The following is a 15,532-nucleotide window of genomic DNA, read 5'->3' on the forward strand; positions in this document are numbered from 1 at the left end:
GTGCTCATCCCTTCAGGTCACGGCGGTCGAACGCGACGGCCGCGATCGTCGCCGCAGCGAGGGTAAGTACGGCAAGGACCAGGACGTGCCGTAGATCGCCGCCATGACTCAGCGGCTCGCTGGAGACGTAGTAATACCACGGGCTGATTCGCGCCCACGCGTCGAGATGTGCGATCGGAAGCATCGAGTTCGACACCCACGCCGCCACAGCGAGACCGCCTCCGACGCCGGCGGCTATACCGGGATCGCCCGCTACTGCGCCCGCGGCCAGCGTGATCGCCCCGAACAGCAATGCGAGCAGGTACAGATGCAAACACGCCGCCGCAATGTGGCGGGGAGTGAGCTCGTCGACACCGAACAACATTGCCGACAGAACCGCAGCGCCCCCGAACACGATCGTCACCGCAGCAAGCGCGGCGCCCACTCCCAGAGCTTTCTGTGCCAGGATCGACCTTCTGGTGACCGGCTGGGCGGACAGCAACGCCATCGTCCCGACCTTTTCCTCCCCGGCGGTTGCCGCCGCCGAGGTGATCACCGCATACGCGATCAGGGCCAGCGGGGCGATGAGGTTGAACAGCTCACCGATCGCATAGCCGCCCGGACCAGCCGGGATGAACGCAGTGACTGCGTCGGGCATCGCGTTGGTCAGGTCGGTCATGACGTCCTCGAGCCCGGAGCTGATACCGGTCACGAAGAATGCGAAGAGTGCCAGCACGACGCCCAGTGCTGCGACGGGCATCCGGCGGTCGGTCAGTTCGCGAGTGAAGATGTCAGTGGACATCCGATGGATCCTTCTTTGCACCGTCTTCTGAGTCTTCGGAACTGCCGCGGTAGTAGGCCAGGAAAATCTCCTCGAGGTCGGCATCACGGGTGTGTAGATCGACCAGCTCGTGCGCCATCGCCGCCGCCAAGATGCCGTTGATCGGGCCGTCGAATGCCACGGTGGCATGGGTACCGTCGACGGTGACCTCACGGACGGTGTCTACCTGCGCGAACAGCTCTGGCGACACCGGCTCCGCGAACTCGATGTCGAGACGGCGGATGGCTTTTGCTTGAAGGTCTGCGATGCGCTCGACTGCGACAAGCCTGCCTTCCCGGATGATGCCGACCCGTCCGGCGACGCGTTCGACCTCGGACAGAGTGTGTGAGGACAGGAACACTGTGCGTCCTTCCTCGCGCACCTCGTGCAGCATCGTGTTGAATTCGCGCTGCACCAGTGGGTCCAGTCCCGCGGTCGGCTCGTCGAGAATCAGTAGATCCGGTTTGTGCATGAACGCTTGAATCAACCCGATTTTCTGCCGATTGCCGGTGGAGTAGTCACCGACCTTTTTAGACAGGTCTGCTTGCAGCCGCTCCGCGAGCTGATCGACATACTTCTGGTCGACCCCGCCGCGAAGGCGCGCGAAGTACCGCAGCGTTTCCGATCCGGTCAGTTTGGGGTACAGGGCCAGGTCCCCGGGCACGTACCCGATCGCGGACCGGATTTTCAACGAGTCCTTGTGGGAGTCCATCCCGAGTATCCGTGCGCGGCCCGAGGTGGGCCGGATCTGGTCCAGGAGTGTCCGGATCGTGGTCGACTTTCCCGCACCGTTGGGTCCGAGGAAACCGAATACTTCACCGATCTCGACCTCGAGGTCGAGATCGCACACCGCAGTGAATGCGCCGAACTGCTTGGTGAGTCGATCGGTCCTTATCGCAGGCTGCTCAGACATCCTTGCATCGTGTCCCTCGCGGTAGCGGTGGGTGATCGTTGTCCAGATCTGTCGACAAGTCGGCGGCGTTGCGGCCGTTCCATCAGATAGCCAGTGTACGAAGATTTCGGGGTCGGGTTTGCCGATTCCGATCATGCTCGTACGTCCAGGTGTTTTCGCTTCCACATCGGGACCGGCCACCCCGATCCGCGGCGCATGTAGCCTGAAACTACTCACCATGTAGTAGTTAGGTGCTGATGCGGGAGGATGCCGTGCTCGAAGATGCATTGCCCTTGAGTTCGACTCAAGCCGATATTTGGTATGCGCAACAGCTCATGCCGGACATCCCCTTCACCATCGCCTATTACGTGGACATCACCGGTGAGGTCGATGTGGATGCGCTACTCGACAGTGGATTGCGGGCACACCTCGAATTCTCGTCGTCGAGCATGCGCGTCGTCGACATCGAGGGACGACCCGCTCAGGTATTCACGACACAGATCAATGACGTCGCGGAGATTGTCGATCTCAGGGCGCATCCGAGCGCATTGAGTTCTGCGCTCCTATGGATGGACAACGATTGTCGATCCCCGCTGCCGATGGCTGGGCCACTTGTCCGGTTGCGGCTCTTCCGTCTCACCGATGACCATGTGCTCTGGTACACCCGAGCCCACCACATCGCGCTCGACGGGTTTGCATCGATGAAAGTGCTCGAGCGAGCCGCCGCGATCTACTCGGCCTGCCGAGCGGGGGCCGAACCGGAACCTCTCCACCTGTCGTCCCCGGCAGCCCTCGTCGAGGAGGACGAGCGTTATCGAACGTCCTCCCGATCCGAGCGTGATGGACGGTTTTGGGAAACCGTGAATGCTGATGTGCCCGAGTCGATTCCGGTTACTCTGGGCCGGGCGGTACAGCCCGAACCGGTATCCATCACGGTCGGCGCGGACACCGACGCGCACCGAACGTCTTCGGCCGTTTCATGGGCGGTCGGCGATCGAGCAACATCGAGTGTGGTGATAGCTGCGTTCGCCGCTTTCCTTGCGCGCATGACCGGTTCCGACGATGTCCACCTGTCGTTGCCGGTGTCGGCGAGGCCGACGGCATTGCTACGCCGTGCCGGATCCTCGGTGTCGAATGTGGTCCCTCTGCGATTGTCCGGAGTCGGATCGGCCACGGTCGACAGCGTCGTCAAATCGACAGAAGTGGCATTGAGCGGAGTATTGCGGCACCAGCGCAGCAGACCCACCGCATCCGTGAGCGGATCTCCGCTTCGCGTCGGCCAATTCGGGCCCACCATCAACGTGATGATGTTCGCCAACAACATTACCGTCGGTGATCTGGACGGTCAGATCCACATCGTGACGACGGGTCCGGTCGCCGATCTCGCGGTCAATATCTATCCGAGTAGAACTGCCACGCAACCCCGTATCGATTTCGAGGCGAACCCGGCCGTGTACACCCCCGGCGATCTATCCCGGTATCACCGCCGATTCTTGCACTTTCTCGACGGCTTTACCGAACCTGGCTGCGGAGACACCGCTGTGACGGATCTCGAGCTCTTCTTTCCCGAAGAAACGCGAAGCTCGCCTGCGTCCGTCGGTCCAGATGCCGAGGGTTCGACTTCGGTGATCGAATTGTTCGACGAGGCGGTCCGTCGCTACGGCGATCGGATTGCTGTCCGCGACAACGGCGTCGTCACGTATGCCGAATTGTCCATGCAGGTCGATCGCCTTGCTCGTGCATTGATCGATCATCGGGTCGGCCCCGAGGACATGGTTGTGGTGCGGGTGTCTCGATCGATTGCCGCAGTCGCGGCGTTCTGGGCAGTAGCGCGAGTGGGTGCGGTGTACGTCCCCATCGACCCGTACTACCCGCGTCGACGGGCGGAGTTCATCCTCGGTGACTGCGCCGCAAAGGTAGGCCTGTGTACATTCGAACACCTCGAATCCGAACTGGGGGAAGTGCAGTGGATCGACATCGACAATCCCTCCGAACCGGCACACTCCGCCGCTGCTGTCGTATCGGCCGAGTACAGGGCACATAGCGCCGCATACGTCATCTACACCTCGGGCTCGACCGGCAAGCCGAAGGGAGTCGTCGTCACTCACGACGGGATCGGTGCACTCACACAACACATTCGAGCCAGTTACCAACTCGACTTCTCATCGCGCATCTGTCATCTCGCCTCACCGGGGTTCGACACTGCAGTCGTCGAAATGCTGGCGGGCGCGATCTCCGGTGCGACGGTCGTGATCGCGCCCCCCGGTGTGTATGGCGGACTCGAACTCGCTGAACTACTTTCACGCGAATCGATCACCCATCTGTTGATCACCCCTTCGGCTCTGGCCACACTCGATTCATCAGAGCTGAACTGCATCGAGACCATCATCATCGGTGGTGAGGCGGCCCAGCGAGACATCGTCGATCGCTGGTCCCAGAACCGCCGCTTGCTCAACGCCTACGGGCCGACCGAAACGACATGCAGTGTCACCATGACCGACCCGCTGCATGCAGGTGAGTCGATCGGGATCGGCGCGGCCATGACGGGAGCGAAGATCTACCTCCTCGATCGCGCCCTGCACCCGGTGCCTGCCGGTGCCACTGGAGAAATTTTCATCGAGACCCGCGGTCTGGCCCGTGGATACCTCGGCCGCAGTGCCGACACAGCGACGCGGTTCCTCGCAAACCCGTTCGGCAGTAATGGTTCACGACTTTTCCGTAGTGGCGACCTGGCACGCCACCTGGCGGACGGAAACCTCGAGTTTCTCGGCAGAACAGACGATCAGATCAAGATCCGAGGAAACCGGGTCGAACTCGGAGAAATCGATGCGGTACTGCGCGCGCATCCGCAGGTCACCGCAGCATCCTCGACCGTACGTTACGGTCCCGATGGTGGGCTACGCATCGACGGATACATCGTGCCCATCGAGCAGTCCGTCGACATACAGCAGATTCGCCTGGATATATCGCAGCGGTTGCCCGCCCACATGATTCCGTCGACAATCACGATTCTCGACGCGATCCCGCTGACGGTCAACAAGAAACTCGACCGAGCAGCACTCCCCGTGCCGGCACCGCAGATACAGCCGAAGATACGCGGCGTCGAACCATCGGGTGCCACCGAAGTTGCGGTCGCAGCGGCGTATGCGCGCATTCTCGGTGTCGACCACGTCGATGTCGAGACGTCCTTCTTCGACCTGGGTGGCGATTCGCTGGCAGCCACCAGAGTTCTCGCCCTCGTTCGTGCTGATACCACCGTGGAAGTCGGCGTGCGAGACCTCACCGATGCCCCTTCGGTCCGTGCTCTGTCTGCGCTGGTGGACGCCAGGTCCGCCGACCGGGGTTCGGTCTACCCAACCGGTCCTGAGCGGGTCCGTTCGGATACTGCTGCGTACATCCCGCTCGCTCCGCAGCAGCGCCACATCGATCGCAGTGCACGCCTTCCGTTGTACAACTTGCCGTTCACCATCGAGATCACGGGCTCGTTCGACGCCGATGCGGCGCAAGCAGCGCTCGCAGATCTGGCGGTCCGCCATCGAAGCCTGAGGACGGTGTATCCGGATTCGACTTGGGGCCCAGCACAAGTCATCGAAGGGACTTCTCTTCTCGACGGACCGGTGTTCGGTAAGACTGCATTCGATGCTGGCGCAATAGATGCGGTATTGGCAGAACCATTCGATGTTCGGTCCGAGCGTCCCATCCGGGCGCAGCTGTTCTCGGTCTCTTCCGATCATCATCTGCTCGCATGCGTGGTGCACCATATTGCCGCAGATGGATGGTCTCTGGGTGTGTTGGCGTCGGACTTCGTTCGCGCATACAACGCGCGGGCCGCCGGCAAGACCGCTGAATGGACAGAACTGCCGCTGGAGTACTCCGACTTCAGCGTATGGGCCGCAGCTCGGTCCACCGCCGCCGATATGGAGTTCTGGCGCAAGGAGTTGCGTGGAGCACCACTCGATATCGGCTTGCCCCTGGACCGGCCGAGGCCACACCAGTGGGACTTCTCCGGTGCTCGAGTTTCGCTGGAATTCGACTCAGCTGTCGTGGACGGGCTGGACGGTCTCGGTCACCGTGCCCGGACAGGGCGATTCACCGTACTTCGGTCAGCACTGCTGGTCCTTCTGGCGCGGCTCAGCACGACTGCCGATATCGTCATCGGCACTCCTGTTGCAGCTCGAGACGATCCGAGGTTCGAGCAACTCGTGGGCATGTTCACCAATACGGTTGCCATCCGCACGAATATCGCGTCCGCGCGAACGTTCGACGATGTCCTTGCCCTGGCACGTACCAGCGAACTGAAAGCACTCGACCACGCAACTGCCCCGTTCGTCGACGTCGCGGGTGATCTCGTCGAGGACCCCGTCGATTCTCTGCATCCACTCTTTCAAGTCGCCTTGTCCCTGGATGTCTTCACCACCTCGAAGTTCGACGTCGGCGACGCCCATTTCGAGGTAACTCCACGTCCGCTGGATATTGCCAAATGCGATATGCACGTCCATATCACCGAACGCCGGGACGAAGCGGGGCTTGTTGTCGCGGTCGGGGTAGACATCGTCTATCCGACGGCATTGTTCGACGGGACGACGGTCGCCGAGTTCGGCCAGTCGTACGAGCAGATCGTGCGGGATATCGTCGCCGATCCGACTACGAGGTGGAACGGCGTACCCGACTGAAGCACAAAGCCATTCGTGAAACGTCCGCACCGGTCCGAAATCGATCCGCAGTGCGGTGAGAACTACTACATAACGTGTAGTATAAACGTGGTGGGGCACGCACACCCGTGACCGGAAGTAGGAAAAAAGTGTCGACGATCAACGGCCTACCAGCCCACATTCTGTTGATTCATCTCATCGTTGTCCTCGCGCCACTGACTGCACTTCTTGCCGTCGCGGCCAGTGTGTGGGCAGGAGTCCGTCGAAGATTAGTGTGGCTCATCGCGGCTTTGTCGGTGTTGATTCTGGTGATGACACCACTCACGACAGATGCTGGGGAATGGCTGGAAAAGCGCGTTCCGAGTTCGGCATCCGTCGAGACGCATGCCGAACTCGGCGATACCATGCTCTACTTCGCAATCGCTGCTGTCGTGGTTGCAGCATTGCTGGTACTCCTGCAACTCCGTGAACGTAACGAGAAGCCGCCGGTGCGGTGGCTATCGGTTGCCGTCGCGATTGTGGCCGTCCTCGTCGGGGTGGCAACGATCGTCCAGGTGTATCGCATCGGGGACTCCGGTGCGCGTGCGGCGTGGGATGACACCGTCACTTCCGCCCCCGCGGAGGACGGCCCGAGCAGGTGACGGGAAGCCGACGGCGAGAACTAAGATCCCGCCTCCGGCCAAAGCTATTGGAAGACAGACGAAGGCGTTTCTCCGGCCTCCGGCACGATGACGTCCTGCGCCACGTCGAACAGTGCTATCGAGATCGACGCGCATGCGGCTATCACCACTAGGCCTGCGATGAGGACGGCGTAACGCTGGCGCTCCGGCGGGGGCTCGGTCAAAGCGCGCACTCGCCGGACGACATCGCCACCGGTACTTGCAAGTTTCCGAGACTGCGCATCCCTCTCGAGATGCGTGCGTAGCAAAGCCGTTCGCGCGAGCGCAGACACAGTCACATTCCGGCCGAAGGTTGCAGAGTACTCATCTGCTTGACGTTCCGCAGCATGTCTTACCCGAACTACCAACGGGCGCAGCACCGGATCGAATTGGGCCGCGATCTCGCACATCTGAATCCATAGCGCATGGCGAAATCGCAGATGCGCACGTTCATGTTCGATGACCGCACGCAACTCGGCATCGGACAGTACTTCGGCGAGCCCCGTCGTAACGACGACGGCACCGCCACCCGATGGCACGGCAAAAGCGTCGGGCTCAGCGGAGTCGACGAGAACTGTTCCCCCTGGCGTGCTCGCTTCGGTGCCGAAACGCGACGCCATGGAAGAACTGACGGCCACCCGTCGAAGATGGCGTGACACCTCGATGAACCGCCAGAGAACCCACCCGAGAAGTACAACACCCAACGCAATCAGAAAGGGCTTGGTCGAAGAAACCAGGACTGCAGCAATTGCCACCATCGAGGCGACAATCGAGAATGCGGTGACGACGGCGAGCATCGGAAACAGCACTACCGCAGACGACGGAGTAAAACGGCGATCGATATGTTCGATGCTCAGGCGAATCGCCAGTGATACCACCCAGGGGAGCGCGGCAACGAACACGAGTAGCGTCACTGCCCGCGCTCATCCAGATCGCGTGCAGCAGGTGAGAGCAGACTGCGCAGCGTTGCCTCGTCCTCGGGGTCCAAGGCTGCGACGAAACTTGCCAGTACATCCGCACGCTTGTCCCGCTCACCGAGTTCGGTTCTCATACGCATCGCGGCACGAAGCGCGGGAATCTCGTCAACCGGCGCTGTGAGGGTGTAGACGAAGAATCGTCCTCGGCGTTCCCGCTCGACCAGACCTTTTCCATGGAGCCGAACCAGCGCAGTCATTACCGTGGTGTGGGCGAGTTCGGCGTCCAGATGTGCGCGAGCCTCTGACACCGACAGCTCTCGATGCTCACCGAGTAGCTGCACGAGGGACGCTTCCAGCTGACCGGACGCTCGACGCACAGGTTTCACCTCACTCACTGATATGCCTCAAGGATAGGGCACTATCGCGCCACCGGACTGATGTGCCGGGGCGGTGTGGGTTCGTCCGCAGTCGTAGTGTCGAGTCGGTGTAGCGCGTAGCCCCCTAGGGTGACCATGCCTACGGCGATGAGAGCGCCCGCGCAGACGTCGGTGAGCCAGTGGACTCCGAGATACATGCGTGTGCAGGCCACGACGACGATGAGCGCGAGTGCGATACCGAGCAACAGGGCGCGCACTGCTGTCGGGCGTCGCGCGCCGGCGATGAGCGCGATCATCATCAGTAGGGCTGCGCTGCCGGTGACGTGCCCTGATGGGAAGGAGTGATCGGTTTCGAGCATCAGCTGCATCGACAGTGGTGGGCGGTCACGGCCGATAATCAGTTTCAGTGCAGTGCACAGAACCGATGCTGCGGCGACGGTCGCAAGTAGCACAACCGCTGGGCCGTAGCGCTTGGTTCTCCAGATCAGCGCCACCGCGACGAGGATGCCCAATGCTGCTGTTTCGGGTGGGCCGCCTGCGGTGGTGATGGCGGTTGCCAGGTGATCGAGGGCGGAATTTCGGTGGTCGACGAACCATTGGGCGACTGGTGCATCGGCGCCGGTCAAAGCGCCGTTGATGTGTACCGCGACGGCCAGAACCAGTACAGCGAAGGCATAACCCAGTGCGGAGAAGATCGCCGCGCGGGCTCGATTATCGCGTGTCCGGAGCACCACCCCGAGGATCACGAGACCGAAGGCGACCGCGAGCCCGACCGCTTCGACGTCGGTGGAGGCAGCTTCGGTGAATACTTCGGTGACCGTTGAATGCACGGCGAACATCGATGAGGAGAGGAGCACGGGGTTCAGCGTGCAGAAGTGCTCCTGAAGAATCGCTGAAAGCGAATCCCCGGTCACCTGTTGGTTCTGGTGTACTTCTTGGAACGTACAGAGATGGAGTTGTCGATGCGGGTACTGGTGGTCGAGGACGAAGTGCGTCTGGCGGAGATGGTGCGGCGCGGTCTGGTGGCCGAGGGTTTCGCTGTCGAGGTCGAGCACGACGGTGACGATGGGTTCCACACCGCGGTGTCCGGCGAATTCGACGCACTCGTGCTCGACATCATGTTGCCGGGCAAGCATGGCTACGACATCGTGCGGGATCTGCGGGCGCAGGGTGTGTGGACGCCGATCCTGATGCTCTCGGCCAAGGACGGTGAATACGATCTGGCCGATGCGTTCGATCTCGGTGCGGATGACTATCTGATCAAACCATTTTCGTTCGTGGTGTTGGTGGCCAGGTTGCGGGCTCTGGTGCGGCGAGGTGCTCCGGAGCGTCCTGCAGTGTTGACCGTCGGCGATTTGGAATTGGATCCGGCGCGGCACCGCGTCATGCGGGCGGGATCGGAACTATCGCTCACCCCACGGGAGTACAGCGTGCTCGAGTTCCTGATGCGGCGCAGTGGGGTTGTGGTCACCAAGTCCGAGATCGTCCGGTCGGTGTGGGATGCGCACTACGACGGGGACGAGAACATCGTCGAGGTCTATATCGGCTACCTCCGTAAGAAGGTGGATCAGCCGTTCGGCCGCAAGAGTATCGAGACGATACGCGGGGTCGGATACCGACTCGCAACAGGTACCAGCGACTGAGAGATGTGTTCTGCTGCAGGCAGGGTCGGTGCGAGCATGAGCGTCTCCTGACAGGAAAGTGATCCGGTACTCCCGATCATGCGTGGGATGAGCTGAAGAAAGATCTGAAAGATGCTGGTACACAGCAGGGTCGTGTGGTCGGAGTGATGTAGGTAGCGCCCGAGGGCAGTAAGCCTTCGGGCGCTACGGGTCGGGTCGAACTGTGAGTTACTGTCCCGGTGCGTCCGCGACGTCGCCGGACTCGGGCAGGTCCACCGAGCCCGGTGCATCCGGGGTGTCTCCGGCTTCGGGCGTGTCGACTGCATCCGGGGTGTCTCCGGCTTCCGGTGTGTCGACGACGCTGCTGCTGCCCGGTGTTGCTGCGTGATCGAGGGTGTGAGCGGCGGCGATGCCGCCGCCGATGGATCCGCTTGCCAGCGCTACGGCAGCGACGGCAACAATCTTGTTCTTGATGTCCACGAGGTTCCTTCGGTCGTCGGTGTGCACATATCGTTCGTGCGGTACAGGACCGACCATCGCAGTCGGCTCCTGAAGGATCCCTGTGGAGAGCTGAAAGGGTCCGTGGCTTTCGTGAGCGTGCGGTGATCGACCCGATCCTTCTGGTATGTCGCGTTCGACAATGCCGGCCAGTCGGAGCCGAACCAGCGCCGGAATGCCTGACGTACCGAGAATTCGACGATGCGCGCGAGAGTCACCAGGGTTTCAGTGACGTGAGGATGCTCGCAACACCTCTCACGCGGACGCCGACCCATCTTCGGTGTGGATCTATGCCCTCGCTGCGTCTTCAGCGTCGGAATTGTCCGCGGCGGCGTCGAGGACGTCGGCTTTGGTGATGCTCAGGTATGCAACGGAACCAACGATGGCAATCACGAACACGGTGGTGACGATGGTTGATCCGAGTCCGAGCCCGCCGGCAGTCTTGTCCTGGGTCAGGTAGTCACCGATGGACGCGCCGAGTGGGCGGGTGACGATGTATGCGATCCAGAATGCGAGGACGGCGTTGAGTCGTAGGCCGTAATGTGCGGCGGCGACCAGGGCGATGATGGCGGCAAAGATGAGCGCCGACGTCAGGTATCCCAGTTCGATCTGCTCCGCAACCAGATCGCCCGCAGCGGTACCGAGTGCGAAAGTGAACAGGATTGCGAGCCAGTAGAACCCTTCTCGGCGGCGGGTTCGGATGCTGTGTATCGAGAGTGTTCCCTCGGAGATATACCAGGTTGCGAAGGTCAGGATCAGTCCGGCGGTGAAGAATCCGGTACTTGTTGCCAGTGGAACGCCGAATTTGTCGGTGAGATTATCGGTGATCAATGTGCCCGCGACGCTGATCAGGATAACCACCAACCAGTACGCCCACGGCACGTAGCGCCGAAGGGTGAACTGGTAGAGCAGCGCAGCGACCAACATGATGCCGACGACGACAGTGGTCCCGGTAAGACCGAAGCCGAGATCCATGTTGAGAGCGTCGGCGGCCGTCTCGCCAACCGTGGTTCCCAGGATCTTGATGATCCAGAAGTAGAGCGTCACCTCGGGGACTTTGCTCGCCAACATGCGTGTGGTGGTCATGGACAACGACTCTGACAGGGTGTTCCTGAAGGGATGCTGAAGATGGTCATTGTCTTCGGCGCTGCAGGTAGGACACTGGGGGCGTGAGTACCTACATCGATGTGTTGCGGCCACGACGTTGGACTGTGCGGGTGCGTTCGGCGGTTGCTACGACCCTGGTACTTGCTGTGTGCCTGATCGTCGCCGGTGGTGCGTTGTTGAGTGTTCTCTACAGCTCTCTCGAATCCTCTGCCCGTACTGCTGCGGTGGCTCGCGCGGTGCAGGTATCCGAGCAACTCCAGACCGATTCACCGTCGCAGATCGACGACTCGTTGTTGGCTACCGATGGTCAAATCGGGATTCTGCAGGTCATCGACGCGTCCGGAGTAGTACTCGCCTCCTCGAGTGGAGATGGTGATGCGTCGCTGTCGACTTTTCAGGTTCCGTCGTCGACCACGCAGGATCTCGGGCGTGTCGAACGCGGCGAGAGTGGCGATTTCTGGGTGACGGGCCGCGGTGCGAAGACGCGAGAGGGGCCGGTGACGGTATTGGTGGGTGCCGACCGGGAGCCGGTCGAAGACGTCGTCACCACGGTTGCAGTTCTACTGGCCATCGTCGGCCCCATTGTGATCGCGCTCGTCGCGTTGGCGACGTACCGGCTTGTCGGTGCGGCGTTGAGCCCCGTCGAACGTATCCGGACCCGGGTGGCATCAATCTCCAATGGCCAACTGGGGGAGCGTATTCCGGTTCCGGAAGCGCACGACGAGATCGCTCGACTTGCGGTGACGATGAACGAGATGCTGGAGCGCCTCCACGCCGGTCAGCGTGCGCAGCAGCGATTCGTCAGTGATGCCTCCCATGAACTCCGGAGCCCGCTCGCCACCATCACTGCCGCTCTCGAGCTTGCCGCAGCGCGGCCGGAGTTGATCGATGCGACATTGATAGACGATTCGCTGCTTCCTGAGGCGCGCAGGATGCGGGGGTTGATCGAAGATCTTTTGTTGCTTGCTCGTTCGGACGAGCAGCAGAGCGCCGCCAGTGCGGTCGATGTCGATCTCGATGATCTTTTGTACGAGGAGGGTAAACGTGTCGTATCGATGTCGGAATTGAGTGTTCGGACGTCGATCGTTCCTGTTCGAGTGACCGGTGATCAGCAGGCATTGGCGCGGATGGTGCGCAACATTGTCGACAACGCGGTTCGGCACGCGAACAGTCGAGTGGAATTGTCCTGTGCGGAGTCGGGTGGGTCTGCTCTGATCACAGTCGATGATGATGGGCCGGGTATTGCCGAGTCGGAGCGAATGCGAGTGTTCGACCGATTCGTGCGACTCGACGCGTCCCGAACACGCAACGACGGCGGTGCGGGTCTGGGTTTGGCCATTGTTGCCGGCACAGTCGCCGCACATGCTGGTTCGGTGACTGTTCTCCAATCGCCACTGGGCGGCGCTCGTTTCGAGATCAGTCTCCCCGGACACTCGTCAGTCGATTCCGGCTGAGTTCCGTAGGTGTCGAGAAACGGACATATTCGGTCTTCGCGACATTAAGCTGACGAAACGCAGATCATGAGGAGGCCCCATGACGCAGCTCGGTCCAGATGAACAAACCGGTCGCCAGTCCGATGTGGACGGGTTCGAAGAGGTCGATCAGCAGTCGGCCGGTGAACGGGCCGAAGAGGTTGAGCCGGGCCGGCGGAAGCGTCAATGGATCGGACTCGCGGCCGGCGTACTGCTGGCCGTGGTCGTCTACGCGATCATGCCGGCAGATGTCGATCATGCTGCGCGGTTGACCGCCGGGACAGCGGTTCTGATGGGTATCTGGTGGATGACGGAAGCCATCCCGATTCCCGCAACTGCACTGTTGCCCCTCATAATTTTCCCGATCTTCGATCCCGACGTCGCCGTCAACGACGTGGGAGCGGCCTATGGCAACAACATCATTTTCTTGTTCATGGGTGGCTTCCTACTGGCTCTTGCGATGCAACGGTGGAACCTTCACCGTCGGATTGCATTGATGACTGTCAACGCCATGGGCACCAAGCCGACGATGGTGATCGCCGGATTCATGATCGCGACGGGTTTTCTGTCTATGTGGGTGTCCAATACCGCCACTGCGGTCATGATGATCCCCATCGGTGTCTCGGTTCTGGTTCTGGTGCTCGACATCGGAAAGCAGGCAGGGGCGGACCACGCCACGGAAGAACCCGGCACAGACACTTCGCCGTCGGCAGGTCCGACGTCCAAGGGGGACCTGCCTGCCGACGCGACGGTCACGGAGGCGGTGATCAAGAGCAACTTCGGGACCGCCCTGATGCTGGGCATCGCCTACGCCGCGTCGATCGGCTCCTTGGGGACGATCATCGGCACACCCCCCAATACGTTGCTCGTGGGTTATTTGGAGGGCGAGGGGATCACCATCGGATTCTTCGAATGGATGGTCGCAGGCGTGCCACTCGCCGTCGTTCTGTTGGTCATCGCCTGGTTTCTGCTCACTCACGTCTTGTTCAAACCCGAGATCGACGACATCCCCGGCGGTAAGGGCCTCATCAGGGGAGAACTCGATGCTCTGGGGAAGATGTCACAGGGTGAGATCCGGGTGGCAGTCATCTTCTGTCTAGCGGCTACTTCCTGGGTCGCGGTTCCGCTGATCTTCGATGACCCACCGATCTCCGATACCGGCATCGCCATGACCGCGGCCATTCTGTTGTTCGTACTCCCTAGCGGAGGTAAGGCCGGAGTGCGTCTTATCGACTGGGACACGGCAATCAAACTGCCGTGGGGGGTATTGCTGCTGTTCGGCGGTGGACTCGCCCTATCGGCCCAGTTTCAGTCCAGCGGCCTGACCGATTGGATCGGTAGCGTGGCAGCGGGTCTCGACACGATCCCCGTGATCCTGTTGGTCGTCGTGACAACGACTGCGACCATCTTCCTGACCGAGCTCACCAGCAATACTGCGACAGCGGCGACATTTCTTCCGTTGGCAGGCGGTGTGGCGATGGGCATGGATCTCGATGTGCTGCTTCTGACGATTCCGGTCGCGCTCGCGGCAACATGCGCGTTCATGCTGCCGGTGGCGACACCACCGAACGCCGTCTCGTACGCAAGTGGCTACATCACGATCGGTCAGATGATGCGAGGTGGCCTATGGCTCAACCTCATCGCGATAGCTCTGATCACCGTTGCCAGCTATACCGTCTTTGCCTGGTCCTTGGGAATCGCGTCGTGACGACCTGCTCGGTCTGAAATGGCATGCTGGGATTTCGTAAGAAAATCAGCTCTGTCAGGGACACACGTTCGATACGACGAAAAAGGTATGAGTGATGTCAGGGGACTCGGCACACCGACTCGAGCGGTGGCAACGATATTGGAACAAGCAGTCGGCCAACTACGACAAACATATGACCTTCCTCGATCGAGTTCTCTTTCGAGACACCAGAGCGTGGATCTGCGCCCGCGCCGAAGGTCGGGTCCTCGAGATTGCCGTCGGTACTGGCCTCAATCTGGACCACTACCCACCTGGCATCGAATTGACCGGCATCGAACTCAGCCCAGAGATGCTTGCTCGCGCAGGTAGCAAGTCAAAGGAAGCCATGCCCGGAGCGCAACTGATGCTCGGTGACGCGCAGGCCCTGACCTTCGACGACGAGTCCTTCGATACGGTCGTCTGCACTTTCTCGCTCTGCGCAATACCTGATCCCGATGCGGCACTGGCAGAGATGACGCGTGTTCTTCGGCCCGGAGGGACACTGCTACTGGCCGACCATGTGTCCTCGTCCATTCAGGTCGTTCGATGGCTTCAACGAGTCATCGAGTTGATCAGCGTCCCGATGGGCGGTGAGCACTTTCTCCGACGGCCCTCCGACTCCGTAAGCCGCAACCGAAACTTCACCATCGAGGAAATCGATCGATTCACACTCGGGCTGGTCGAACGTTTGCGAGCACGGAGGTCGTGAGGGCCGAAGTCATCGCATCCACCGTATAGTCTGAACATCTCGGCTCGGTTCGCATACTCTGACCTGACAATTGGTGATTCCACCGTGATAGCTACCGTGCAC

Annotated in this window: 13 protein-coding genes; 6 read left to right on the plus strand and 7 right to left on the minus strand. The window is 61.1% G+C overall.

Going from position 1 to position 15,532, the window contains the following annotated elements; genetic code table 11:
- Positions 1–4: 4 nt before the first annotated feature.
- Together BJI47_RS11335 and BJI47_RS11340 are read right to left on the minus strand one after the other, a co-directional pair.
- Positions 5–781: an ABC transporter permease subunit gene (locus BJI47_RS11335; RefSeq protein WP_176224812.1), complete on the minus strand. Its 777-nt coding sequence runs from the start codon at positions 779–781 to the stop codon at positions 5–7.
- Positions 771–1,712: an ABC transporter ATP-binding protein gene (locus tag BJI47_RS11340; RefSeq protein WP_088943895.1), complete on the minus strand. Its 942-nt coding sequence runs from the start codon at positions 1,710–1,712 to the stop codon at positions 771–773. The genes BJI47_RS11335 and BJI47_RS11340 overlap by 11 nt, the downstream gene beginning before the upstream one ends.
- 236 nt (positions 1,713–1,948) lie before the next feature.
- On the opposite strand from BJI47_RS11340, the gene BJI47_RS11345 reads away from it, so the two are divergent.
- Both BJI47_RS11345 and BJI47_RS11350 read left to right on the plus strand, forming a co-directional pair.
- Positions 1,949–6,364, plus strand: coding sequence for an amino acid adenylation domain-containing protein (locus tag BJI47_RS11345; RefSeq protein ID WP_254900530.1), 4,416 nt, complete (start codon positions 1,949–1,951; stop codon positions 6,362–6,364).
- Between the two features lie 128 nt (positions 6,365–6,492).
- Entirely contained in the window at positions 6,493–6,984 is a 492-nt protein-coding gene (locus BJI47_RS11350; protein ID WP_088943827.1) for a DUF2231 domain-containing protein, read from the plus strand.
- 44 nt (positions 6,985–7,028) lie between these two features.
- Here the strand turns inward: BJI47_RS11350 and BJI47_RS11355 are convergent, their stop codons facing one another.
- The 3 genes from BJI47_RS11355 to BJI47_RS11365 are packed head-to-tail and all read right to left on the minus strand — an operon-like array spanning position 7,029 to position 9,210.
- On the minus strand, positions 7,029–7,916 hold the full coding sequence (locus BJI47_RS11355; RefSeq protein WP_088943828.1) for a M56 family metallopeptidase: 888 nt from the start codon (positions 7,914–7,916) through the stop codon (positions 7,029–7,031).
- On the minus strand, positions 7,913–8,296 hold the full coding sequence (locus BJI47_RS11360; protein WP_088943829.1) for a BlaI/MecI/CopY family transcriptional regulator: 384 nt from the start codon (positions 8,294–8,296) through the stop codon (positions 7,913–7,915). Before BJI47_RS11360 ends, BJI47_RS11355 begins: the two co-directional genes overlap by 4 nt.
- A 41-nt stretch (positions 8,297–8,337) precedes the next feature.
- Entirely contained in the window at positions 8,338–9,210 is an 873-nt protein-coding gene (locus tag BJI47_RS11365; protein ID WP_088943830.1) for a phosphatase PAP2 family protein, read from the minus strand.
- 48 nt (positions 9,211–9,258) lie between these two features.
- Here BJI47_RS11365 and BJI47_RS11370 point away from each other — a divergent pair, with 48 nt between their 5' ends.
- Positions 9,259–9,939 carry a response regulator transcription factor gene (locus BJI47_RS11370; RefSeq protein WP_088943897.1) on the plus strand — a complete coding sequence of 227 codons (681 nt, stop codon included), beginning with the start codon at positions 9,259–9,261 and terminating at the stop codon, positions 9,937–9,939.
- 207 nt (positions 9,940–10,146) lie between these two features.
- Here the strand turns inward: BJI47_RS11370 and BJI47_RS11375 are convergent, their stop codons facing one another.
- Positions 10,147–10,455, minus strand: a complete 309-nt coding sequence (locus BJI47_RS11375) for a hypothetical protein (RefSeq protein ID WP_088943831.1) — start codon at positions 10,453–10,455, stop codon at positions 10,147–10,149.
- A gap of 249 nt (positions 10,456–10,704) precedes the next feature.
- Positions 10,705–11,502, minus strand: a complete 798-nt coding sequence (locus tag BJI47_RS11380) for a hypothetical protein (protein ID WP_088943832.1) — start codon at positions 11,500–11,502, stop codon at positions 10,705–10,707.
- An 83-nt stretch (positions 11,503–11,585) separates the two neighbouring features.
- On the opposite strand from BJI47_RS11380, the gene BJI47_RS11385 reads away from it, so the two are divergent.
- From BJI47_RS11385 to BJI47_RS11395, 3 genes are all read left to right on the plus strand, one after another.
- The gene (locus BJI47_RS11385; RefSeq protein WP_254900531.1) at positions 11,586–12,977 is read left to right on the plus strand and encodes an ATP-binding protein; all 1,392 of its coding nucleotides are present in this window, start codon (positions 11,586–11,588) and stop codon (positions 12,975–12,977) included.
- Positions 12,978–13,056: 79 nt separating this feature from the next.
- A complete protein-coding gene (locus BJI47_RS11390) occupies positions 13,057–14,703 on the plus strand; it encodes a DASS family sodium-coupled anion symporter (RefSeq protein ID WP_088943833.1) in 1,647 nt (548 codons plus the stop codon).
- Positions 14,704–14,797: 94 nt separating this feature from the next.
- Complete coding sequence (locus BJI47_RS11395; protein WP_088943834.1) at positions 14,798–15,430, plus strand: class I SAM-dependent methyltransferase; 633 nt, start codon at positions 14,798–14,800, stop codon at positions 15,428–15,430.
- The last annotated feature ends 102 nt before the right edge of the window (positions 15,431–15,532 follow it).

The sequence above is a fragment of the Rhodococcus sp. 1168 genome (genome assembly GCF_002091955.1).
Classification (GTDB): Bacteria; Actinomycetota; Actinomycetes; order Mycobacteriales; family Mycobacteriaceae; genus Rhodococcoides.

Bases quoted from the DNA above. Each gene is read 5' to 3' on its own strand.
- BJI47_RS11335 (WP_176224812.1), bottom strand. From the start codon at position 781: ATGTCCACTGACATCTTCACTCGCGAACTGACCGACCGCCGGATGCCC.
- BJI47_RS11340 (WP_088943895.1), bottom strand. From the start codon at position 1,712: ATGTCTGAGCAGCCTGCGATAAGGACCGATCGACTCACCAAGCAGTTC.
- BJI47_RS11345 (WP_254900530.1), top strand. From the start codon at position 1,949: ATGCGGGAGGATGCCGTGCTCGAAGATGCATTGCCCTTGAGTTCGACT.
- BJI47_RS11370 (WP_088943897.1), top strand. From the start codon at position 9,259: ATGCGGGTACTGGTGGTCGAGGACGAAGTGCGTCTGGCGGAGATGGTG.
- BJI47_RS11375 (WP_088943831.1), bottom strand. From the start codon at position 10,455: ATGGTCGGTCCTGTACCGCACGAACGATATGTGCACACCGACGACCGA.
- BJI47_RS11380 (WP_088943832.1), bottom strand. From the start codon at position 11,502: ATGACCACCACACGCATGTTGGCGAGCAAAGTCCCCGAGGTGACGCTC.
- BJI47_RS11390 (WP_088943833.1), top strand. From the start codon at position 13,057: ATGACGCAGCTCGGTCCAGATGAACAAACCGGTCGCCAGTCCGATGTG.
- BJI47_RS11395 (WP_088943834.1), top strand. From the start codon at position 14,798: ATGTCAGGGGACTCGGCACACCGACTCGAGCGGTGGCAACGATATTGG.